At 54.5% G+C, this 23,726-nt stretch carries 19 protein-coding genes and 1 pseudogene; 16 read left to right on the top strand and 4 right to left on the bottom strand.

The window, feature by feature from the left end:
* Both EXW94_RS05125 and EXW94_RS05120 read left to right on the top strand, forming a co-directional pair.
* Nucleotides 1-1,083, top strand: coding sequence for an ABC transporter ATP-binding protein (locus EXW94_RS05125; RefSeq protein WP_174339662.1), 1,083 nt, complete (start codon nucleotides 1-3; stop codon nucleotides 1,081-1,083).
* Nucleotides 1,084-1,149: 66 nt separating this feature from the next.
* A complete protein-coding gene (locus EXW94_RS05120) occupies nucleotides 1,150-2,064 on the top strand; it encodes an OmpG family monomeric porin (protein ID WP_120158280.1) in 915 nt (304 codons plus the stop codon).
* A 34-nt stretch (nucleotides 2,065-2,098) separates the two neighbouring features.
* Here EXW94_RS05120 and EXW94_RS05115 read toward each other — a convergent pair whose 3' ends face one another.
* Nucleotides 2,099-3,109 carry a LacI family DNA-binding transcriptional regulator gene (locus EXW94_RS05115; protein ID WP_174339661.1) on the bottom strand — a complete coding sequence of 337 codons (1,011 nt, stop codon included), beginning with the start codon at nucleotides 3,107-3,109 and terminating at the stop codon, nucleotides 2,099-2,101.
* 153 nt (nucleotides 3,110-3,262) lie between these two features.
* Here EXW94_RS05115 and EXW94_RS05110 point away from each other — a divergent pair, with 153 nt between their 5' ends.
* From EXW94_RS05110 to tyrR, 3 genes are all read left to right on the top strand, one after another.
* Complete coding sequence (locus tag EXW94_RS05110) at nucleotides 3,263-4,660, top strand: YcjX family protein (RefSeq protein ID WP_174339660.1); 1,398 nt, start codon at nucleotides 3,263-3,265, stop codon at nucleotides 4,658-4,660.
* Entirely contained in the window at nucleotides 4,657-5,709 is a 1,053-nt protein-coding gene (locus EXW94_RS05105; RefSeq protein WP_100166171.1) for a YcjF family protein, read from the top strand. Before EXW94_RS05110 ends, EXW94_RS05105 begins: the two co-directional genes overlap by 4 nt.
* A gap of 113 nt (nucleotides 5,710-5,822) precedes the next feature.
* Nucleotides 5,823-7,364, top strand: coding sequence for a transcriptional regulator TyrR (tyrR, locus tag EXW94_RS05100; protein WP_174339659.1), 1,542 nt, complete (start codon nucleotides 5,823-5,825; stop codon nucleotides 7,362-7,364).
* Between the two features lie 37 nt (nucleotides 7,365-7,401).
* Here the strand turns inward: tyrR and EXW94_RS05095 are convergent, their stop codons facing one another.
* Complete coding sequence (locus EXW94_RS05095; protein ID WP_174339658.1) at nucleotides 7,402-8,610, bottom strand: aldose 1-epimerase family protein; 1,209 nt, start codon at nucleotides 8,608-8,610, stop codon at nucleotides 7,402-7,404.
* Between the two features lie 285 nt (nucleotides 8,611-8,895).
* On the bottom strand, nucleotides 8,896-9,402 hold the full coding sequence (gene tpx, locus EXW94_RS05090) for a thiol peroxidase (RefSeq protein ID WP_109081325.1): 507 nt from the start codon (nucleotides 9,400-9,402) through the stop codon (nucleotides 8,896-8,898).
* Nucleotides 9,403-9,509: 107 nt separating this feature from the next.
* On the opposite strand from tpx, the gene ycjG reads away from it, so the two are divergent.
* A complete protein-coding gene (gene ycjG / locus EXW94_RS05085; RefSeq protein WP_174339657.1) occupies nucleotides 9,510-10,475 on the top strand; it encodes an L-Ala-D/L-Glu epimerase in 966 nt (321 codons plus the stop codon).
* Here the strand turns inward: ycjG and mpaA are convergent.
* Nucleotides 10,466-11,179 (bottom strand): murein tripeptide amidase MpaA, encoded by a 714-nt coding sequence (mpaA, locus tag EXW94_RS05080; protein WP_100166174.1) that lies wholly within the window; start codon nucleotides 11,177-11,179, stop codon nucleotides 10,466-10,468. The genes ycjG and mpaA overlap by 10 nt on opposite strands.
* 185 nt (nucleotides 11,180-11,364) lie before the next feature.
* Here mpaA and EXW94_RS05075 point away from each other — a divergent pair, with 185 nt between their 5' ends.
* From EXW94_RS05075 to EXW94_RS05030, 10 genes and pseudogenes are all read left to right on the top strand, one after another.
* Nucleotides 11,365-12,981: an ABC transporter substrate-binding protein gene (locus EXW94_RS05075; protein WP_174339656.1), complete on the top strand. Its 1,617-nt coding sequence runs from the start codon at nucleotides 11,365-11,367 to the stop codon at nucleotides 12,979-12,981.
* Nucleotides 12,982-13,682: 701 nt separating this feature from the next.
* Complete coding sequence (gene tssB / locus EXW94_RS05070; protein ID WP_174339655.1) at nucleotides 13,683-14,174, top strand: type VI secretion system contractile sheath small subunit; 492 nt, start codon at nucleotides 13,683-13,685, stop codon at nucleotides 14,172-14,174.
* 34 nt (nucleotides 14,175-14,208) lie between these two features.
* Complete coding sequence (gene tssC, locus EXW94_RS05065; RefSeq protein ID WP_375336637.1) at nucleotides 14,209-15,750, top strand: type VI secretion system contractile sheath large subunit; 1,542 nt, start codon at nucleotides 14,209-14,211, stop codon at nucleotides 15,748-15,750.
* 13 nt (nucleotides 15,751-15,763) lie between these two features.
* The gene (tssK, locus tag EXW94_RS05060) at nucleotides 15,764-17,101 is read left to right on the top strand and encodes a type VI secretion system baseplate subunit TssK (RefSeq protein ID WP_174339653.1); all 1,338 of its coding nucleotides are present in this window, start codon (nucleotides 15,764-15,766) and stop codon (nucleotides 17,099-17,101) included.
* Nucleotides 17,098-17,751 (top strand): type VI secretion system protein TssL, short form, encoded by a 654-nt coding sequence (gene tssL, locus EXW94_RS05055; protein WP_174339652.1) that lies wholly within the window; start codon nucleotides 17,098-17,100, stop codon nucleotides 17,749-17,751. Before tssK ends, tssL begins: the two co-directional genes overlap by 4 nt.
* 3 nt (nucleotides 17,752-17,754) lie before the next feature.
* A complete protein-coding gene (locus tag EXW94_RS05050; RefSeq protein ID WP_174339651.1) occupies nucleotides 17,755-19,476 on the top strand; it encodes an OmpA family protein in 1,722 nt (573 codons plus the stop codon).
* 5 nt (nucleotides 19,477-19,481) lie between these two features.
* Nucleotides 19,482-19,973, top strand: a complete 492-nt coding sequence (gene hcp / locus EXW94_RS05045) for a type VI secretion system effector Hcp (RefSeq protein WP_042716788.1) — start codon at nucleotides 19,482-19,484, stop codon at nucleotides 19,971-19,973.
* A 161-nt stretch (nucleotides 19,974-20,134) separates the two neighbouring features.
* Nucleotides 20,135-22,785 (top strand): annotated as a pseudogene (gene tssH, locus EXW94_RS05040) (type VI secretion system ATPase TssH).
* Between the two features lie 25 nt (nucleotides 22,786-22,810).
* Complete coding sequence (locus EXW94_RS05035; protein WP_174339650.1) at nucleotides 22,811-23,452, top strand: hypothetical protein; 642 nt, start codon at nucleotides 22,811-22,813, stop codon at nucleotides 23,450-23,452.
* Nucleotides 23,449-23,661 (top strand): hypothetical protein, encoded by a 213-nt coding sequence (locus EXW94_RS05030; RefSeq protein WP_174339649.1) that lies wholly within the window; start codon nucleotides 23,449-23,451, stop codon nucleotides 23,659-23,661. The genes EXW94_RS05035 and EXW94_RS05030 overlap by 4 nt, the downstream gene beginning before the upstream one ends.
* Nucleotides 23,662-23,726: the final 65 nt, after the last annotated feature.

Here is a 23,726-nt window from a genome sequence, read left to right as displayed (position 1 = left end):
ATGGCTCAACTGTCTCTGAAACACATTCAGAAAATCTACGATAACCAGGTCCACGTGGTGAAGGATTTCAACCTCGAAATTGAGGACAAGGAGTTTATTGTCTTCGTCGGGCCGTCTGGCTGCGGTAAATCGACGACGCTGCGCATGATCGCCGGACTGGAAGAAATCAGCGCCGGTGAACTGGTGATAGACGGTGTCTGCATGAACGATGTCCCCGCCAAGTCTCGCGACATCGCGATGGTTTTCCAGAACTATGCGCTCTATCCCCATATGACGGTCTACGACAACATGGCGTTTGGCCTGAAGATGCAAAAAATTGCGCCTGCGGTTATCGAAGAGCGCGTTAACTGGGCGGCTCAAATCCTGGGTTTACGTGAGTATCTCAAGCGTAAACCTGGCGCGTTGTCCGGCGGCCAGCGGCAGCGTGTGGCATTAGGCAGGGCGATCGTGCGTGAAGCCGGTGTCTTCCTGATGGACGAACCGCTCTCTAACCTCGACGCCAAGCTTCGCGTGCAGATGCGCGCTGAAATCAGCAAGCTGCACCAGAAACTCAATACCACGATGATTTACGTGACTCACGATCAGACGGAAGCGATGACGATGGCTACCCGTATCGTGATTTTGAAGGACGGCTTTATTCAGCAGGTGGGGGCACCGAAGCAGGTATATAACGAGCCCGCGAATATGTTTGTCGCCGGGTTTATTGGTTCGCCCGCCATGAACTTCATTCGCGGGGCAGTAGACGACCGTTATTTTGTGACGGAAACGCTGCGTCTGGAAATCCCGGAAGAGAAGCTTGCGGCACTCAACGCTGCGGGCTACCAGCGTAAAGCCGTGGTGTTTGGGATCCGACCGGAAGATATTCTGACGCTTCAGCGCCAGGGGGAAGACATTGCCGCGAAAGTGAGTGTAGCCGAGCTGACGGGTGCGGAGTTTATGCTTTATGCCACCGTTGGCGGGCATGAACTGGTTGTTCGGGCGGGAGCAGCAAATGATTATGCCGCAGGGGATACTATCGGTATTCAGTTCGACATGAATAAGTGCCATTTCTTCGACGCTGATACTGAAGCAGCTATTAGATAAGAAAGGTGTTTGCCGGAAATGCAAATTTCCGGTTTTTTTGTTTGTTAATTATAAAGGAATATTTTAATGAGTACTCTACTACGAAGTGCTGCGCTCGTGCTGTGCGCAGGGGTTAGCTGCGCGCAAGCCGAAGAAACAGCAAAACACTGGGCGTTTAATATCGGTGCAATGTATGAAATTGAAAACGTAGAAGGTCAGGGCGACGATAAAGATGGTTTATATGAACCCTCCGTCTGGTTTAACGCCACCTGGGATGCGTGGACAATTTCGATGGCGATGTATCAGGAAGGGCCGGTTGATTACAGCAGCATGACACGCGGAACCTATTTCGATCGTCCTGAATTTGAATTACGCTATCGCTTTATTGGAACGGATGATTTCACACTCGGCCTGACGGGTGGCTTCCGTAATTATGGATATCACTTCAAAGATGAAAAGGGCGCGAAAGACGGCAGCGCTAATATGCAGCGTTATAAAATTCAGCCTGACTGGGATATTAAATTAACCGATGACTGGCGTTTTGGCGGCTGGTTTGCCATGTATCAGTTTGCCAATGACCTGGAAAAGACCGGATATTCGGACAGTCGTGTCGAAACCGAAACGGGCTTTACCTGGACCATCAACGAAACCTTCGCGGCTAAAGTGAATTACTATTTAGAGCGCGGTTTCAATATGGACAGTTCCCGTAATAACGGCGAGTTTTCGACGCAGGAAATTCGTGCGTATCTGCCCATTTCGTTAGGCCAGACGACGCTAACACCTTATACCCGCCTTGGGCTTGATCGCTGGTCGAACTGGGACTGGCAGGACGATCCTGAACGTGAAGGACACGATTTCAACCGACTCGGTCTCCTCTACGCTTACGATTTCAACAATGGTTTATCCATGACGCTGGAATACGCCTATGAGTGGGAAAACCATGATGAAGGTGAAAGCGACCGCTTCCACTATGCGGGCGTTGGCGTGAATTACGCATTTTGATCGACACAATACCAGGGGCTAACCGCCCCTGGTATTACCGTAGGGAGGCTGCAAGTGAAAAATGGGTATCAACGAGTACCTTTTGTGGCGCAGGATGACCGGCGATACGCTTAAACAGAAGATCGCAACTCTCTTCGCCCAGCTTGCGGGTAGGAATATCAAAGCCTCCAGGTGCAGGCGTGAGAATGAGGGACAGCATCGGATCGCTGTATCCCGCAACCACAACCTGCTCTGGGATCATCAGGTTTAACTCATCCGCCGCGCGATAAAGGCCAAGTAATTTCATGCTGTCAGTCGCAAATACCGCGTCAGGCGGCGTGGTCGAGGACAATAATTGAATGGCCGCAGTAAGTGCACTCTCGTGTGTATATCCGCCATCGATGATCCAGTCTGGATTAATAGCAATGTTATTCTTTTCCAGACTGGCTTTATAGCCTGAAAGACGATCGATAGAAACATGATAATCAAGCGGCGCATGCAGGCAGGCAATTTTATGCCGTCCGTTTTTAATAAAATTATCTGTTAGCGTGGCGCTGTCATGAAAATTATCCGTGTCGACGGAGTAAATATTCGTAAAATCGCCTTCCACTTTACCAATGACAACTACCGGTACGCCGTACGCATCCAGGGTAGTAAAAAAAGATTCATCAGCCGGTGAACTCAGCATAATGATCCCTTTAATCATTTTCTGCTTTATTTTGCTCACGCATTTTAGCAGGTCGTCTTCACTGCTTTTAGAGGTCTGCAAAATAACGTCAAAACCTTCTTCTTCAGCTTTTGCCGTAATGGTATGAAGAACATCAGAGAAGAAAGGGTTACCGGCAGTCGTTTTGGTTGAACGCGTTGAAATTACCATAATGGCGTCGAAGCCAGAAGAGGTCAGGGCGCGGGCAAGTTTGTTGGGCTGATAATTTAATTCGTCAATCGCCTTCAACACTTTGTCACGCGCTTCAGGAGAAATATTCGTTTGTTTATTCAGAACGCGCGACACGGTTGATTTTGAAACGCCAGCAACCCGGGCGATATCATAGATAGTGGGTGACATACACCTCTCACTCCAGACAAACAGCAATGCCGTTCATCTTACTGGAGAGAAAACGGCAATAGCAATAAATAAGAATTGATAATCAACGATCTGCCCCCATTTATTGTATTCTGAAGCCATGCATTTCAGGTTTCCACGCAATGAAGGACGGCGATGAAGCGACTTAAAAACGAACTCAACTCTCTGGTGAACCGCGGTGTTGATCGCCATCTGCGTCTGGCGGTGACGGGACTCAGCCGCAGCGGCAAAACGGCGTTCATCACGGCGATGGTGAACCAACTGCTGAATCTGCACGCCGGGGCACGCCTGCCGCTGCTAAGCGCCGTGCGCGAAGAGCGTTTGCTGGGCGTTAAGCGCGTGCCTCAGCGCGACTTCGGCATTCCTCGTTTTACCTATGATGAAGGGCTGGCACAGCTTTATGGCGACCCGCCGACATGGCCGACGCCGACGCGCGGCGTGAGTGAAATTCGCCTTGCGCTCCGTTTTCGCTCCAGTGAATCGCTCATGCGCCACTTCAAGGATACGTCGACGCTCTATCTGGAAATTGTGGATTATCCTGGCGAGTGGCTGCTTGATTTGCCGATGCTGGCCCAGGATTATCTGACGTGGTCCCGCCAGATGACGGGATTATTGCAGGGGCAACGTGCCGGGTGGTCGGCAAAATGGCGACAGCTGTGCGAGGGGTTAGATCCCCTGGCCCCTGCGGATGAAAACCGGCTGGCAACGATTGCTGAGGCCTGGACGACGTATCTGCATCAGTGCAAACAGGAAGGGCTGCATTTCATACAGCCAGGTCGTTTTGTTCTGCCGGGAGACTTAGCGGGGGCTCCCGCACTGCAGTTCTTCCCCTGGCCGGATGTGGATGCCTACGGGGAATCAAAGCTGGCGCAAGCGGACAAGCACACCAACGCCGGGATGCTGCGCGAGCGCTACAATTACTACTGCGAAAAAGTGGTCAAAGGTTTCTACAAAAATCATTTTTTACGTTTCGACCGCCAGATCGTGCTGGTGGACTGCCTTCAGCCGCTCAACAGCGGACCGCAGGCGTTTAACGATATGCGCCTTGCGCTGACGCAACTGATGCAAAGTTTTCATTATGGACAGCGCACGCTGTTCCGCCGTCTGTTCTCGCCGGTGATCGATAAGCTGCTCTTTGCCGCCACCAAGGCCGACCACGTGACGGTCGATCAGCATGCCAATTTAGTCTCGCTGCTGCAGCAGCTGGTGCAGGATGCCTGGCAGAACGCTGCGTTTGAAGGGATCGGTATGGACTGCCTCGGGCTGGCCTCGGTACAGGCGACACAGAGCGGGTTGATAGACGTTAATGGCGAAAAGATCCCTGCACTGCGGGGCAACCGTCTCAGCGACGGTGAACCATTGACCGTCTATCCGGGGGAGGTACCGGCTCGTCTGCCTGGGCAGGCATTTTGGCAGAATCAGGGCTTCCAGTTCGAAGCCTTCCGGCCACAAACCATGAGCGTCGATCGGCCGTTACCGCACATTCGTCTGGATGCGGCTCTGGAATTTTTGATTGGAGATAAATTGCGATGACGGAACCGTTAAAACCGCGCATTGACTTTACCGGGACGCTTGAGAAAGAGCATCAGGAGGCGTTTAAAACGGCGCAAACCTTTAACGGCGCGCAGGCTGATAACTTTGCTCCAGTGCTGACTGAAGAACCCAGCGTCGAGGACGGCCCGGCTGAAGCGGTGGTTGAAGCGGCCTTACGCCCGAAACGTAGCCTGTGGCGGAAGATGGTCACTGCCGGGCTGGCGTTATTTGGCGTAAGCGTGGTGGGTCAAGGCGTTCAGTGGACGATCAACGCCTGGCAAACCCAGGACTGGGTTGCGCTGGGTGGATGTGCTGCGGGTGCGCTGATTGTGGGGGCGGGTGTCGGGTCGGTTGCTACCGAGTGGCGGCGTCTGTGGCGTTTACGACAGCGCGCGCACGAGCGAGATATCGCCCGGGATCTGCTTCACAGCCACGGCACGGGAAAGGGCCGGGACTTTTGTGAGAAACTGGCCGCACAGGCCGGTATAGACAAGTCGCACCCGGCGCTTCAGCGCTGGTATGCCGCCATTCATGAGACTCAGAACGATCGCGAAGTGGTGACGCTTTATTCCCACCTGGTGCAGCCGGTGCTGGATGCGCAGGCGCGACGTGAAATCAGCCGTTCGGCGGCGGAGTCCACGCTGATGATTGCCGTCAGCCCGCTGGCGCTGGTGGATATGGCATTTATCGCCTGGCGTAACCTGCGTCTGATTAACCGCATCGCAAATCTGTACGGCATCGAACTGGGCTATTACAGCCGTCTGCGCCTGTTCAAGCTGGTGCTGCTGAATATCGCGTTTGCCGGTGCCAGCGAGCTGGTTCGTGAAGTGGGGATGGACTGGATGTCACAAGATCTGGCGGCGCGTCTGTCCGCACGGGCTGCTCAGGGGATTGGTGCCGGTTTGCTGACTGCTCGTTTGGGTATCAAAGCGATGGAGGTATGCCGTCCGCTGCCCTGGATCGATGGTGACAAACCTCGTCTGGGCGATTTCCGTCGTGAGCTCATTGGGCAACTGAAAGAAACGCTCAATAAAAAACCGACCCCGTAAAGGCCTTGCTTACTATTCGTGCTGGCTGTCAATATTTGTTGACAGCCACCTTCCAGAATACCGTGATCTGACTTATCATTTTAGCGTTAATGGCTAAGAACGGTGAATTTCCCATGCGTCTGGAAGTCTTTTGTGAGGACCGTCTCGGTCTGACCCGCGAGTTACTCGATCTTCTTGTTTTACGTAGCATTGATTTACGTGGCATTGAGATCGATCCTGTCGGGCGAATTTACCTCAATTTTGCCGAAATTGAATTCAACACCTTCAGTAGCCTGATGGGGGAAATCCGCCGTATCGCTGGCGTTACGGATGTCCGTACCATCCCATGGATGCCGTCAGAGCGAGAGCACCTGGCGCTGAGCGCGCTGCTGGAAGCCATGCCTGAACCTTTCTTGTCCCTCGACTTGAAAAGTAAAGTTGAGCGCGTGAATCTGGCGAGCTGCCAGCTTTTTGCACAGAGTCAGGAGAAACTCAGCAATCATCACGCTACGCAGCTGATCCCCGGCTTTAATTTCCAGCGCTGGCTGGACAGTAACCCGCAAAACACCCATAGCGAACATGTCGTTATTAACGGGCAAAATTTCCTGATGGAGATCACGCCGGTCTACCTGAAAGGGGAAAACGACAGTCGTGTCCTGACGGGAGCCGTGATTATGCTGCGCTCCACCGTCCGGATGGGACGTCAACTGCAGAACATTTCCAGCCAGGATGTCGGCGCATTCAGCCAGATTATTGCCGTCAGCCCGAAAATGCGCCATGTGGTCGATCAGGCACGTAAGCTTGCCAATTTGACTGCACCCTTGCTGATAACGGGAGATACGGGAACCGGGAAAGATTTACTCGCGCATGCCGTACATATGGCCAGCCCGCGGGCGGCAAAACCTTACCTGGCACTGAACTGCGCGTCGATCCCTGAAGATGCCGTTGAAAGTGAACTGTTTGGCCACGCGCCGGAAGGGAAAAAAGGATTCTTCGAACAGGCCAACGGCGGTTCGGTCCTGCTGGACGAAATCGGCGAGATGTCTGCGCGCATGCAGGCTAAGCTGCTGCGCTTCCTGAACGACGGTACTTTCCGTCGCGTGGGTGAGGACCATGAAGTCCACGTCGACGTTCGCGTCATTTGCGCCACCCAGAAAAACCTGGTGGAGCTGGTGCAAAAAGGGGTGTTCAGGGAAGATCTCTATTATCGTCTGAACGTGCTGACACTTAACATCCCGCCGCTGCGCGATTGTCCGCAAGACATCATCCCGCTGACGGAGCTGTTTGTGGCCCGTTTTGCGGATGAGCAGGGGGTGCCGCGTCCGAAGCTTTCTGCCGATCTGGGCACAGTGCTGACGCGCTACGGCTGGCCGGGGAATATTCGTCAGTTGAAGAACGCCGTGTATCGCGCGTTGACTCAACTGGAAGGATACGAGCTGCGGCCTCAGGATATCCTGTTGCCGGATTACGATGCCGGGACGGTGTCGGTGGGTGAAGAGGCGATGGAAGGCTCGCTCGACGATATCACCAGTCGTTTTGAGCGCTCTGTGCTGACGCAGCTGTATCGTAGCTATCCAAGCACACGCAAGCTGGCCAAGCGGCTTGGGGTGTCACATACCGCGATTGCGAATAAGCTGCGTGAGTATGGGCTGAACCATAAGAAAGGCGACGAATAAAAGCAAAAGCCTCCGGAGGGAGGCTTTTGAATATCACTTATTCCTTCGCGATTGGGGTGGCAACGAGGTCTGGTTTTGTCTCACCCTGAATCGCCGCGATCCTGTTCTCCACCTCTTTCACCTGAGCCTGGTTATGAAGCAGGGTATAGGTGAGATCGAACTGCGTACTTGCGCCAGGTTCCAGCTGCTTAACGCGTTTCTGCTCGCGTTCAATCGTGACCGGGTAGGCGTAGCTGGTACCGGGTTCAATACCCGTGACATAGCCTTGCTTCAACGTGTCGGTATTCTTCCACAACGTCAGAACCGGCAACTGGCGAGTATCAAACTGAATTGATGCCCCTTTATCACCCGCTTTGTTGACCACCGCAGCCAGCGTCTGGCGATCTTTGTCAGCCAGCGGCGTGATATTAAAGACCATCTCATCAAACCCTTTTGTCGGACCGGCATAGGTTTGCCAGCCGTTCAGACCCGCTTTGGCGTAATCGTTAAATGGACTCACGCTGGCGGCCGGAGCCAGGAAGCGAGCGCCTTCTTCAAGGATCGGCGTGCCAAAGTTGCTGTGGTAGATGATTTGATAGTCGTGCGGGTAGTCAGCATGGTTGGTCAGAACATCATGCAGGCTGAACTGGTTGCTTCCAGGAACATAACGCAGTTCGGTCATCGTTTGCAGATCGGCTTTTTTGAAGGTGCTCTCTTTAATCAGACCGCGAATGCGGATTTCATGCGGTGCAGCATCAGCAACCTCGACTTCAACCTGAGATACCGGCGTATTCCCCGCCTTACCGTGCAGCGTGTAAATCTGCCCGTCCGCTGTTACCGGGTGGCCTGTCCACTCATAGCCGCAGCGAACCATCATTTCGTTGAAACCTTCCAGCCAGCCGAGTCCATTTCGACTTTCCAGATTGATAAATGCCGGGTTAACGACCTCTTTAACCGGAGAGTCCCAGCCCAGTTTTGACCCAAAACCCTCAACGCGCAGTAAATTCATACCACGGGTTGGACTCAACGTTATTGTCAGGCCATTTTTACTGCTAATAACAATGATTTTACTGCCTTCCTGCTTACCGCCGTGGAGAACTTTTTGTTCAATGCTGAAGTTTAGCCCTTTAGCGTTCAGCTCATCACTCGAAATTCGCCAGTTTCCTTTTTCTACACCGCTTTCAGCGCTTGTCAGCACCCATGTTTTTGCCGAGACATGACCCGAAATCAGTACTGCAACCACCGTCAACGCCAGTTTAATTTTCATATTTATCCCTTTTTGCTGAAACGATTATTTGAATACGTCAGCAAATCTAATGTTTAGAGGGGAGGGGAAATGTGATGCGGTTCACTGGTAAGGAAATAACGGTTTTTTAACCTGATAAATGAGAGTTGACTCTCCTGTTTGTTTGTCTACTAAGCAATGTTTACATGAAAAATGTGAAGTAAAAGCATTTATGCCTTAACGATTCAGCTTGTGAGGCAATAAAAAACCCCCCGCCGACGCGAGGTTTCAGGACAATGCTAAGCTTTATAGAATGCTAAGCAATCATTATGCTTTCAGGGCGTCCAGCGCAGCGGTGTAATCCGGCTCGGTGGTGATTTCGTTGACCAGTTCGCTGAAAACAACGTTGTCGTTTTCGTCGATGACGAGAACCGCACGTGCCGCCAGGCCTTTCAGGGCACCTTCAGAAATGCCAACGCCGTATTTCTCCAGGAAATCAGGGCTGCGCAGGGTAGAAAGGGTGATGACGTTGCTCAGACCTTCAGCGCCGCAGAAGCGAGACTGGGCAAACGGCAGGTCAGCGGAAATGCACAGCACGACGGTGTTGTCCATTTCTGTTGCCAGTTGGTTGAATTTACGCACGGATGCGGCACAAACGCCGGTATCGATGCTTGGGAAAATGTTCAGGACTTTGCGCTTGCCAGCAAACTGGCTCAACGTGACGTCAGACAGATCTTTAGCCACCAGCGTAAAAGCCTGCGCCTTGTTACCCACCTGCGGAATGGCACCTGCAACAGAGACCGGGTTGCCCTGGAAATGAACGAGTTGTGACATAGATATCTTCCTGTTTACATATAGTTAACGTCGTGGCTAGTGTATGCCATCCGCGGATAACACGGCAAACCAATTTTTATGCCTTACCGGGCTACAAGGAGTCAGTGATGAGAAGCGTAAAGGTCTATGAAGAAGCCTGGCCATTGCATACCCCGTTTGTGATCTCCCGCGGCAGCCGCAGTGAAGCCTGCGTCGTGGTGGTCGAAATAGAGGAGGACGGCATTAAGGGGGTCGGTGAATGCACGCCTTATCCTCGCTACGGCGAGAGCCTTGCTTCGGTGATGGCCCAGATCATGACCCTGGTGCCCGATCTGCAAACGGGTCTTAGCCGCGAATCGTTGCAACAGCGACTGTCCGCCGGTGCAGCGCGCAACGCGATTGACTGCGCGTTGTGGAGCCTGGAGGCCGCGCAGCAGCAGACAACCTTGCCTTCACACTTGGGGATTACGTTGCCGGGGGCGGTGGTGACCGCGCAGACGGTCGTTATTGGTGAACCAGAACAGATGGCGGCCAGCGCAAAAGCGCTCTACGACTCCGGCGCGACGTTATTAAAGATTAAGCTCGACGATCGATTAATCAGTGAACGGATGGTTGCCATTCGTTCGGCAGTGCCGCAGGCAACGCTGATTGTGGATGCGAATGAATCCTGGCATAGCGAGGGACTGGCCGCACGCTGTCAGCTGCTGGCCGATCTTGACGTTGCCATGCTCGAACAGCCTTTACCGGCGCATGAGGATGCCGCCCTGGCGAATTTCATTCATCCACTTCCTGTCTGTGCAGATGAAAGTTGTCACACCCGCGACAGTCTGGACAGCCTTAAAGGCCGCTATGAGATGGTTAATATTAAGCTCGACAAAACGGGCGGATTAACCGAAGCGCTTGCGCTGGCAAAAGCGGCGCATGAGCAGGGATTTACCCTCATGCTGGGATGCATGTTATGCACATCCCGGGCGATTGGCGCTGCGCTGCCGCTGGCAAATCAAGTGCGTTTTGCCGATCTCGATGGCCCGACATGGCTGGCGGTTGACGTCTCACCCGCCCTGAATTTTACCACGGGCGTGCTTCACCTCTGAGGTTCCCACCGCAGAAGCTCTGTCATCGCCTTGAGATACTTTTCGCTGGCTTCATCAGACGAGATAGGCGGGAATTCTGCGGTGATACAATGCAGCCCCAGGTCAGCGCACCAACTGCCGAACGAGCCTGGTGTTTCGTAACCCACGCTGGTTACAAGCGGAAGGGCAAATGCCTCAGCCAGCCACTGACCCAGCGCCGTATGGCGCGGATCTTCGATACAGGCCAGCGGATCGTGGAACGAGACAACCCAGGCCGGGTGGATCTTATGAATGAGCTGGCATAACGCCTGCGTCTCCGGCTCCGAGCCGGGGGTATCTCCCGTCAGCAGGACCACATCGCGCTCTTCGGCGGAGCTGTTCCAGCGATATACCGTCTCTCCGGCGCGCCAGTTTGCAGCCGGAAAATTGCGGTTTAAGTCAATCCCCCTCGCATTAGCACGCAATCCAAGCTGACAGCCATCCGGATTGACGGTCAAAATCACGTGATGACGCCGCAGTTCGGGAGTCAGCGTTCTCAGCGCGCACGACAGCGTGACAATGGATGAATTCTCATCGCCGTGCGTACCGGCAATGATCAGACCGCTGTTACGATCGGCCTCCGGGGCAGGAAACCAGATCAAAGATGCACCAAAAAAAGAACGGCCATATTGCTCAGCGCCAGGCGGAAAAGCACCACGTTGCGCTCTTGGTCGGGTGATTGTCATACGAAATCCTGATAAAAATGTCTCTACTGGCAGTGTTGTGCAAAACTTGCTGTTTATCAAATAGTTTCCGTGTTAGCGGAAAATTGCCAGATATCAACTTTCCGGATGAAGGTATTTGCATTTCTCATTTGTGAAACAAATAATTACGCATCTGCTGGTTATCTGAATTCAATCAAGGGGATCTTATGAAGCATCCTGTTTCGCGTCTCTGTACTGCACTCTGGCTGTGCGGACTTTCTTCACTTTCGTACGCTGCTGATGTGCCGCAGGGCACTGCCCTGGCGCAAAAACAGGAACTGGTGAGACACATTAAAGACGAACCGGCTTCGCTCGATCCGGCTAAGGCCGTAGGTTTGCCTGAAATTCAGGTGATCCGTGACCTTTATGAAGGTCTGGTGAATCAGAATGAAAAAGGGGAACTGACCCCCGGCGTGGCAACGCGCTGGCAGAGCAACGATAACCGCGTCTGGACCTTCACGCTGCGAGATAACGCCCGTTGGTCTGACGGCACGCCCGTGACGGCGCAGGATTTTGTCTACAGCTGGCAGCGTCTGGTTGACCCAAAAACCACCTCACCGTTCGCGTGGTTTGCGGCGCTGGCGGGTATCAACAACGCGCAGGCGATTATCGATGGTAAAGCCGCGCCTGATACGCTTGGCGTTACGGCCGTCGATGCCAAAACGTTGCGCGTACAACTGGATAAGCCGCTGCCCTGGTTCAGCAACCTGACGGCTAACTTTGCGTTTTATCCCGTTCAGAAAGCCAATGTTGAGAGTGGTAAAGAGTGGACGCGTCCGGGCAGCCTTGTGGGGAACGGTGCGTATGTGCTGAAAGATCGTGTGGTCAACGAGAAGCTGGTGGTGGAGCCGAATGAACACTACTGGGATAACGCCAAAACGGTGCTGAAAAAAGTCACTTTTGTGCCCATTAACCAGGAGTCTGCAGCCACAAAACGTTATCTGGCGGGCGATATTGATATCACTGAGTCGTTCCCAAAAAATATGTATCAGAAGCTGCTGAAGGATATTCCGGGGCAGGTGTATACGCCGCCGCAGCTCGGCACCTATTACTATGCGTTCAACACGCAGAAAGGCCCAACGGCTGATGCCCGCGTGCGCCTGGCGCTGAGCATGACAATCGACAGGCGTATTATGGCGGAAAAAGTACTGGGTACAGGTGAAAAACCAGCCTGGCACTTCACTCCTGACGTCACGGCAGGTTTTACGCCGGAGACATCGCCTTTTGAGCAGATGTCGCAGCAGGAGTTAAACGCACAAGCAAGGACTCTGCTGCAGGCGGCAGGTTACGGTCCGCAGCGTCCGCTGAAGCTCACTCTGCTGTATAACACGTCAGAAAACCACCAGAAAATTGCCATCGCTGTAGCATCAATGTGGAAGAAAAACCTGGGTGTGGATGTCAAATTGCAAAACCAGGAGTGGAAAACCTACATTGACAGCCGCAACACCGGTAATTTTGATGTGATCCGCGCGTCGTGGGTAGGGGATTACAACGAGCCGTCGACGTTCCTTTCGCTGCTGACCTCAACCCACAGCGGCAATATTTCCCGTTTCAAGGACCCGGCTTACGACAAGATTATCAACCAGGCGACGCTTGAAACCACCGAGAAAGCGCGTAACGAAGATTACAACATGGCGGAAAAAATCCTGACCGAGAAAGCCCCTATAGCCCCGATTTATCAGTATACCAATGGACGTTTGATCAAGCCGTGGGTGAAAGGTTATCCGATTAATAACCCCGAAGACGTAGCCTATAGCCGGACGATGTATATCGAGAAGCACTAATCAGTGCCTGTTAGCCTAAGGCTACTACCGCTAAACCTGGGCTGGCGCGCTTACAGCGCCAGTCTCTTTATTTGACCCTCTCCCGCCGCAACGACATCCGACGAATGGTACCCGGTAATTAAGACTGGGAAATCTTATTATGTTGACAGTCGTGCCTCAAATGGAATAGACCTTACGATGACTCCTGCGAGATATTACTATCAGGCATCTGAGGTACGATGACTATTTGGAAAAGTCTTCGTCTGCAAAATACATTCATGACGCGAATGATAAACATATTTTTATTACGTTCTCGGAATTGTTTCTTGTCCAGTATTGGACTTTTTTATTGCTGATATTTTTAAGAAAATCATCGTGCTGTTATTTGCGGATTCAGAAATTTCTCAAGCGTGAGGGTATCTACTGCTGTATTCATTCATTGATTTGTATCAATAACATGCGTGTTCTTTGATATAAAAAGGATGCTTTCATCGCTAGTGGGTTTTAATTCCATGTTTCCATAAATAAACAATTAATGCCATGTATGGTTTTTGTTTCCATGGCGTCATGCACCAATCATTAATGGATGAAAATTCTTAATAAAAGTCTTATGTCAGATCTATGATCTGTTTAGTTGATCTTGAATGGTGTTTTGTTCTACTATGGATTTGTAAAGAAACGTTGTTATTTTCAACAAACATTCCTTAAGGAAAGGGACCGCTATGGCCGATACGTTCCAGAACGAGGTGCCGAAGGCACGCATAAATTTAAAGTTGGCACTGCACACGGGTGGCGCACAGAAGAAAGTCGAACTGCCGCTTAAACTCCTCACCGTCGGTGATTTCAGTAATGGCAAAGAAAGTCGTTCATTATCTGAAAGAGAAAAAATTAACGTCAATAAAAATAACTTTAATAGCGTACTTTCGGAATTTAACCCGGAAGTGAATCTTAGTGTGCAGAATACGCTGGCAGGGGATGGTTCGGAAGAGAACGTGAAGCTGAGTTTCTCCGATATTAAAGATTTCGAACCGGAACAGGTGGCCCGTCAGATCCCTCAACTCCGTGCCATGCTGGCGATGCGTAATTTATTACGCGATCTGAAATCTAATCTCCTTGATAACGCTACTTTCAGAAAAGAACTCGAGAAAATTCTCAAAGACCCGGCGCTGTCTCAGGAATTACGCGACGAAATGAGTGCACTGGCCCCGAAATAAGCGGCGTGCATTTTTTAATGGATTAACTGGGAATATGCTGATGTCTGTAAATTCTGAAACCGCCTCCGCGCAGGGGCAGACCACCGTATTGGAAAAAGAGAGCGTTTACGCCTCCCTGTTTGAAAAAATCAACCTGACCCCGGCCTCAAGCCTGGGTGATATTAACGACTTCCTCGACGATGCCGCGTTGTCTGACGCTCCGGCAGGCGAGCGCCTGACGGCGGCGATGCAGGTATTTATGGATTGCATCCGCAAGTCCGGTCAGCAGGTTGAGAAACTCGACAAAACGCTGATTGACCACCACATCGCTGAGCTGGATTTCCAGATCAGTCGCCAGTTGGACGCAGTAATGCACCATCAAGAGTTCCAGAAGGTGGAATCGCTGTGGCGCGGTCTGAAGCAGCTGGTGGACAGCACTGACTACCGCCAGAACGTGAAGACTGAAATTCTGGACGTCTCGAAAGACGACCTGCGTCAGGACTTCGAAGACGCGCCGGAACTGATCCAGAGCGGACTCTACTGGCACACCTATACCGCCGAATATGACACCCCTGGCGGAGAGCCGATTGGCTCTGTGATCTCCTCCTATGAATTCGATGCCAGTCCGCAGGACGTGGCGCTGCTGCGCAACATCTCTAAAGTGTCTGCCGCGGCACACATGCCGTTTATCGGTGCCGTCGGCCCGAAATTCTTCCTGAAAGACTCCATGGAAGAAGTTGCAGCGATTAAAGATATCGGCAACTACTTCGATCGCGCTGAGTACATTAAGTGGAAATCCTTCCGTGACACCGACGACTCACGCTATATCGGCCTGGTGATGCCGCGCGTGTTAGGGCGTCTGCCATACGGTCCGGACACCGTGCCGGTGCGCAGCTTCAACTATGTCGAGCAGGTAAAAGGCCCTGATCACGATAAGTATTTGTGGACCAGCGCGTCATTCTCCTTCGCCTCGAACATGGTGAAGAGCTTCATCAATAATGGCTGGTGCGTGCAGATCCGTGGCCCGCAGGCTGGTGGTGCGGTGAAAGATCTGCCGATCCACCTGTATGACCTTGGCACCGGTAACCAGGTGAAAATCCCATCTGAAGTGATGATCCCAGAAACCCGCGAGTTTGAATTCGCCAACCTGGGCTTTATCCCGCTGTCGTACTACAAAAACCGCGATTATGCCTGCTTCTTCTCGGCTAACTCTGCCCAGAAACCGGCGCTGTACGATACCGCAGATGCCACCGCCAACAGCCGTATCAACGCGCGTCTGCCGTACATCTTCCTGCTGTCGCGCATTGCGCATTACCTGAAGCTGATTCGGCGCGAAAACATCGGTACCACCAAGGATCGCCGTCTGCTGGAGCTGGAACTCAACACTTGGGTGCGTGGTCTGGTGACTGAAATGACCGATCCGGGCGACGAGCTGCAGGCATCCCACCCGCTTCGCGACGCGAAAGTGGTGGTGGAAGACATCGAAGACAACCCGGGCTTCTTCCGCGTGAAGCTGTTTGCGGTGCCGCACTTCCAGGTGGAAGGCATGGACGTGAACCTGTCGCTGGTGAGCCAGATGCCGAAAGCGAAAGCGTAAGGCGGGAGCAGGGATGAAAATTTATCGTCCGTTATGGAGTGACGGGGCTTTCCTGGCCCCGCAACAGTTTCAGCAGCAGGCCCGCTGGAATGAACACGTTGCCGACATGGTCGCCGGGATGGGTATTTCTCATCCCTGGGGCGTGGTTGCGGCAGAGTTTGATGATGCTGCACTGGTGCTCTCGCGCCTGAATGCCACCCGACTGGTCGTGCGTTTCCAGGATGGCACGATAGTTGATACGGATCTGGCGGATAATCTTCCGCCGGTCTGCGATTTATCCGCTGCAAACGGCTCTGAAGCCGTTGAAGTGGTTGCTGCGCTGCCGCTGTTGAGCGCCAGTGGTGGCAACCTCGATAACGGGCAGGACAGTGAACGCCCGCGTCGCTGGAAAGCCGAACGTGTGGTGGTGCAGGAACTGGCCGGGCATGAAAGCGGGGAACTCGCGATCCTGCGTCATGCCCTGACACTGCGTCTGTCCGGCCAGGAAAACACAGCATACCTGACCTGCCCGGTCGCCCGTCTGGTACGTAATGCACAGGGGCAGTGGTGCCGTGACCCGGCCTTTATCCCGCCGATGCTTTCTGTTGCTGCTAGCCCGTGGCTTGCCACCGAGCTGGGTGACCTGCTGGTTCGTCTGCAGGCCCGCCGCCGTCGCCTGATGGCCATGCGTCGTGAAAGCAATGAACGGATGGCCGATTTTGCGGTCGCGGATGTCTCCCTGTTCTGGCTGCTCAATGCCCTGAACAGCGCCGAGCCGGTGCTGACGGAACTGCTGCAGACACCGGGCAGGCACCCGGAACTGCTGTACCGCGAACTGACCCGGCTGGCCGGCAGCCTGCTGACTTTCTCACTTGAACACGACGCCGGGGACATTCCTGCTTACAAGCATGATGCACCAGAGCGGGTATTCCCGCCGTTGCTGGCACTGCTCGATAAACTGCTGGAAGCCAGCCTGCCGTCGAGGGTGGTGAGTATCCACCTGGAGCATCAGGATCAGATCTGGAAAGGTGCCCTGCACGATGCCCGCCTGCGCGAAGGGGCGGATTTCTACCTTTCCGTACGCTCTTCCATGCCGAACCATGAACTTCAGACGAAATTCCCGCAGCTGTGTAAAGCGGGCAGCTTTGATGATGTTTCGGATGTGGTGAATGTGGCCCTGAGCGGGATGGTTATCAGGCCGCTGACCCATGTGCCGACCGCTATCCCGTTACGCCTTGAGAACCAGTATTTCTCGCTGGATCTGAGTAGTGAGGCGGCACGGGCGATGCTGGAAGCGGGAAGCTGCACCTTCTATACCCCGCGCTCACTGGGGGATGTGAAACTTGAACTCTTTGCGGTGCTGCGTACATGAATACATTAGAAATGAGTCAAATTGAGCGCATTTTCTACCCGGGCTGGCTGATGGCCAGCCAGCTGCGGGGCGGACAGGAGGTCCGTGACGGCGAAGGGCTCTATCGCCGGGCCTGCCGTCTGGTGCAGGAGGCGAAGGCTGCGCTCACGGAGGCAGGTTACAGCGACATCAGCTGTGACCATATGGTGTATGCCCTGTGTGCACTGCTTGATGAGAGCGTGATGAACCGGGGTACCACCGATGATGGCTATCTGACCTGGCACCGTGACCCGCTACAGGCACACTTCTTTGGTACCCTAAATGCCGGTGAGGAGCTGTGGGAAAGGATCCGAGATTTGCTGAAGGAAACTGCCCCTGACGCCGCCGTCCTGACCTGTATGTACCGAACACTGCAGCTGGGGTTCGTGGGTCAGTATCGCGCCCAGGATGACGAGCGTCGGGAAGATACAATTCGCGCGCTTGCAGAACGGGTTCCGGCCTTCACGCTGGCACAGGATGCCCCTATTGTTGCCCGGGCATCACGTCTGCGCAGCGGTCGACGCGAGTACTGGCTGGCCTGGATCATGGCCGTTGTCGCCCTGGCGGCGCTCTGGTTCTTCCTCTCGTCTTCGCTTACCGAGCTGGTAAGCCAGACGGTCAGGCCGGAGTAAGCGATGCGGGATGCGTACCGAAGTCTGTTAACTGTCCTGGGTGCCGTACTGGCGCTGTGGCTCATTCTGGGATTCTGGCCACTGTCTACGGGCAGCCGTGTGGCACTCAGCCTGCTGGTCGCTCTGGTCTCCGGGGTGATGTTCTGGTGCCAGCGCCGGGCTTCTCAGGCACGGGCGACCGCTGTCCGCGAGATTGTAGATGAAAACCTGCCGCCGGAAGATTTTCAGGGGGCGGTGATCCTCGTCTGCGGCGACAACAGCCCGCTGTTTGTGTCCGGCTCCTGTCACCGGGAAACCCGGCAGGGCTGGTATCTGTGGGTAAAGGATGCGGAACAACTGCCACTCCTGGCACAGCACCTGAGCCTTGTGCGCCCGGCCCTGGTGTCGCAAATCTCCGTCATGCTGGCGGTGGTACCTGAGCAACACATCTCCGGTGATGATTTTACCCAGCATCTTCGGGGCTGGCAGCGTGCTGTCGTCCGGTGCCGTGCGGCATTTGGCACACTCCCCCCGCTGTGGACCGTGACCTGGATATCCCCTCCTGTGGTCTGTGCGCAGGCTGAGCCCGTCAGGTTTACCACGATAAACCCGCGAAGCGGTATTCAGGTGTATCAGTCCGGTCAGGGCAATGTGTCACTGACGGAGTGGATCCTGGAAACCGGAACTGACGGGCGTCTTTCGCGTCTGAGTCATGTCCTGTGGCTGGACAGTCTGCTTGCCTGGCAAAACAGCGCGGTGAATGACCTGCTGTCGGTACGGCGGGGAGAGTTACCAGTGATGACGCCCTGCGTGCAGGGTATGTGCATGGTGCCGGTGACTGGTATCGTGGGCAATCTCTGGCAACAGCACATCACTTCCGTGACGGCGCTGCCACCGGATGCCGTTGTGAGCACAGAGCCACTGCCGCTGCCTGAACTACTGCTGCCGGCGTTGCCGCGCCGACGTGGCGTGAGCCGCAGGATGGTGTTCTGGCGTTATGCCGGATTACTGGGCGGGATTTTCCTGGCGCTGGCCATGCTAGCGTCCTGGGTGAACAACCAGCGCCTCATTCGTAATGTTGGCGATCACCTTGCGTTATATCACCAGCTGACGGGGCAGCCTGTTGCCCCGAAACTGCGTGCGCAGCAGCGCCTGCGGGCCGATGGTGCACTGCTGGACGACTGGGCGCGTCGTGGGGAGCCACTGCGTTATCGCATGGGTCTGTATCAGGGACTGCGATTGATTCCGCCCGTTGAGGCCGCAGTCAGTGACTGGGCACCACCGCCACCGCCTCCTCCGGTCATTAAGAAAATCATTCAGGGGCCGAAAACCCTTCGTCTCGACAGCATGTCGTTGTTCGACACCGGCAAATGGGCCCTGAAACTCGGCTCGGTGAAGCTGCTGGTGAACTCGCTGGTAGGGATTAAGGCAAAGCCCGGCTGGCTGATTGTGGTGGCAGGCCATACCGACAGCACGGGCGATGACCAGTCCAACCAGGTGCTGTCGCTTAAGCGTGCGGAGTCCGTGCGCGACTGGATGCGCGATACCGGCGACGTGCCGGAGAGCTGTTTTGCGGTGCAGGGCTACGGTGAAAGCCGTCCTGTCGCCACCAACGACACCCCGGAGGGCCGTGCGCTCAACCGCCGTGTCGAAATCAGCCTGGTGCCGCAGGCAAATGCCTGCCGGCTGCCGGGCAACACACCCGCGTCATCGGATGATGGCGCGTCAAAAAATGAAATGGAGTAATTAACATGGCAATTCCTGTTTATCTGTGGCTGAAGGACGACGGCGGCGCGGACATTAAAGGTTCCGTGGACGTGAAGGACCGTGAAGGCAGCATCGAGGTGGTGGCGCAGGAGCATAACCTGTACATCCCGACCGACAACAACACCGGCAAACTGACCGGTACGCGTATCCACACGCCGTTCCTGTTCACCAAGGAAATCGACTCCTCCAGCCCGTACCTGTACAAGGCGGTGACCACCGGCCAGACCCTGAAGTCTGCGGAGTTCAAGTGGTACAAAATCAACGACGCGGGCCAGGAAGTGGAGTACTTCAACACCAAACTGGAAAACGTGAAGCTGGTGAAAGTGAATCCGAAGATGCACGACATCAAGGATCCGGCGTTCGAGAAGCACAACCACCTCGAGCAGATTGAGCTGCGCTACGAAAAAATCACCTGGACCTATAAGGACGGCAACATCATCCATTCCGACAGCTGGAACGAACGCGCCACTGCGTAAGTCGCAAGCGGGCAGAGCTTCTCTGTCCGCTTTTTTCTTTGCTGAGCGCCTGAGAAACAGGTGTTGAGCAAAGAAAAACACAATCTGCCTGCCTGACCTGATGCGCTTTGGTGAACAGCGAGGGGCGGTAGCGTGCCCGGAACTGATAAAGAGAGAGTCTCATGGAAAATCCCGCCGTCCTGTTACGTCGTTTGAACCCTTACTGCGCCCGTGCCATGGAGGGCGCGGCTTCCCTGTGCCAGACCCGCGCCCACGCCGAAATCCTGCCCGAGCACTGGCTGCTGAAGCTGCTGGAGCAGGGCGAGGGCGACCTGACAGTGCTGGCACGGCGTTACGAATGGGATATGGACGCCATCTGGCAGGATTTGCTGGCATTTCTCGGCACGCTGCCCCGTTCAGTGCGCAGCCGTCCGCAGCTCTCCGACGGTATTCAGAGCCTGATGCAGGACGCCTGGCTCTGCGCCTCGCTTGCCGGGGAAGAACACATCCGCAGCATTCATCTGCTGATGGCCCTGGCGGAGAAACCGTCGCGGGTGCGCTGCGACGGCCTGTGGCCGCTGCTGACGCTGGGGCAGAGCCAGCTGGAGCGTCTGCGCGGGTTGCTGGATGCACAGTCGGACGAGTGTCCGGAGGTGCAGCAGGAAGAAGAGCTGGCGCAGGACGGCGAGGTGACGTTTGTCGGCCGCCCGGTTGATGCCGGAGTGAAAGAGGGGGAACTGAATCCGGCCCTGCAGAACGCCCTGGATAAATTCACCCTCGATGTCACCGCCCGTGCCCGCGAGGGTAAAATCGACCCGGTGTTTGGTCGTGATAATGAAATCCGCCAGATGGTGGATATTCTCTCGCGGCGCCGCAAGAACAACCCGATTCTGGTGGGGGAGCCGGGCGTGGGTAAAACCGCCCTGGTGGAAGGTCTGGCGCTGCGCATCGCGGAGGGCAACGTCCCGGATGCGCTGAAGCCGGTCTCGGTACGCACCCTTGACCTTGGCCTGCTGCAGGCGGGCGCGGGCGTGAAGGGCGAATTTGAACAGCGCCTGAAAAACATCATTGAGGCAGTGCAGCAGTCGCCGCTACCGGTGCTGCTGTTTATTGACGAGGCACACACTATTATCGGCGCAGGCAACCAGGCGGGCGGCGCCGATGCGGCCAACCTGCTGAAACCCGCGCTCGCGCGTGGCGAACTCAGAACCATCGCCGCGACGACCTGGAGCGAATACAAACAGTACTTCGAGCGCGACGCCGCACTGGAGCGGCGCTTCCAGATGGTGAAGGTGGATGAGCCGGACGACGACACCGCCTGCCTGATGCTGCGGGGGCTGAAATCCCGCTACGCGCAGCACCACGGTGTACACATTACCGATGAGGCGGTCAGGGCGGCGGTCACCCTGTCCAGACGTTACCTGACAGGTCGCCAGTTGCCGGACAAGGCGGTGGACCTGCTGGACACGGCTTCCGCCCGCGTGCGCATGAGTCTTGACACCGTGCCGGAGCCGCTGACCCGGATGAAGGCGCAGCTCACGGCCCTGGCGATGGAAAAACAGGCGCTGATGGAAGATATTGCGGTGGGCAACATCACCCACAGTGAACGTCTGGCGGCCATTGAGCAGGACGAAGTCCACATCATCGTGGAACTCGACGCACTGGAAACGCAGTACGGCCAGGAGCTGAAACTCACGGAAGCCCTGCTCGCCTGCCGCGCGGACATCTCCCGTCAGGCGGAGATTGCCGGCCTGCAGACAGAGCTTGCCGCCGTGCAGCAGAATAACCCGCTGCTGGGGCTGGACGTGGACGTGCACACCGTCGCCACGGTGATTGCCGACTGGACCGGTGTGCCGCTCTCGTCATTAATGAAGGACGAGCAGACGGAGCTGCTGAGCCTGGAAACCAGTCTCGGTAAACGCGTGGTGGGCCAGGATGCGGCGCTGAATGCCATCGCGCAGCGCCTGCGCGCCAGTAAAACCGGGCTTGCGCCGGAGAACGGTCCGCAGGGCGTGTTCCCGCCGGGCCGCAGGGCGTGTTCCTGCTGACCGGTCCGAGCGGCACCGGCAAGACTGAAACGGCGCTGGCGCTTGCTGATGAGTTTTTCGGCGGCGAGAAATCCCTGATTACCATCAACCTCTCTGAATACCAGGAGCCGCATACGGTCTCCCAGCTCAAGGGTTCCCCGCCGGGTTACGTGGGTTACGGTCAGGGCGGTATTCTGACTGAAGCCGTGCGCAAGCGTCCGTACAGCGTGGTGCTGCTCGATGAAGTGGAAAAGGCGCACCGGGACGTGATGAACCTGTTCTATCAGGTGTTTGATCGCGGTTTTATGCGCGACGGCGAGGGGCGGGAAATTGACTTCCGCAACACGGTGATTCTGATGACCTCGAACCTCGGCAGCGACCTTATCATGCAGATGCTGGATGAACAGTCGGAGGCGACAGAGCCGGACCTGCACGAACTGCTGCGCCCGGTGCTGCGTGACCACTTCCAGCCAGCCTTACTCGCCCGTTTCCAGACGGTGATTTACCGCCCGCTTACCCGGGATGCGATGCGTACCATTGTGGGAATGAAGCTGAACCAGGTGAGTCAGCGTCTGGCGCGGCACTACGGGATGAAAACGGATATTGAAGAAAGTCTGTACGACGCGCTCACCGCCGCCTGCCTGCTGCCGGATACCGGCGCGCGCAACGTTGACAGCCTGCTCAATCAACAAATTCTGCCGGTGCTGAGTCAGCAACTGCTGACCCACATGGCCGCGAAACAGAAATCAGCTTCCCTGACTCTGGGATGGAGCGAGGAAGAGGGCATAGGGCTGGAGTTTGATTAACAAGCTTATCTAAAGGGTGACAATTATGGACAGCGCAAAAAAGATTGCCAGTGATATGCTTGTGGCTATTAATATCGATGGCTCTGGTTTTTGGGGTGCAATAGGAAAAGGTTTTATTTCGTTTCCAGTCAGTCTTGCCTATCTGGGGTATGATTTCATTGATACTGAGCATAGTAGGGATAATCTGGATGATAAATTCAGGCTGGCGCGATTAGTTAAAAAGGGCGTATTTAATCATCAGGTTATTGAGCAAGTCATTAAGACCTCTCTCGAAGATTTTATTTCACGCATTCACGTCGAAAAAATATCTTCTATCGTGAAAAATGTTTCCGGTTCGTTCATGGGGAAAATGGCGTTTACTGAATTAACGGGTATGAAGTTAGGCGAAGCAATAGTATCCAGAGGTGTATCAGCCTTTTTTGCTGGAAGTTTGGCTGGTTTATTGTTATCTATTGGTGCTGAAACATCCAGAGCAATTTATATATCAAGAGACCTCGAAGACAGAAATCCTATTTTGCACAATAAACTCCAACGCCTTGGTGACCTGGATCTTCTTTATTTTGTTGTTGAAGATATCGTTAAGCCTTTCGAAACAGCTTGTGAGGCCGGAGACAGAAACCCTGCCGAATTTGATAAGGTGTGCGAGTACTTTTTTGGAGGCTTATGAAAATCAAAGTGATTTTTTTAGTAATCCTTTCCCGCCTAATTCGCGGGGCGGGGATGGGGCTGGGTGTCTCTGGTATTACATTTTCTATTTGGTTTTTTTTCTTATCTTCAGGCGACTCTAGATATATTTGGGGTGCGTTTTCGATAGCAGAATTTTTTGTAGGTTATCATATATATCGTTTCGCTTATAGATACATTTATGATGAATAACCCTACGATTTATTCATCTCCTGACAATCAATCAGAAAGGTATTTGAAACGTTCCACCAACAAGC

The organism is Enterobacter sp. JMULE2, assembly GCF_013337145.1.
GTDB lineage: Bacteria > Pseudomonadota > Gammaproteobacteria > Enterobacterales > Enterobacteriaceae > Enterobacter > Enterobacter mori.
This window is presented reverse-complemented; position numbering and strand designations above follow the sequence as displayed.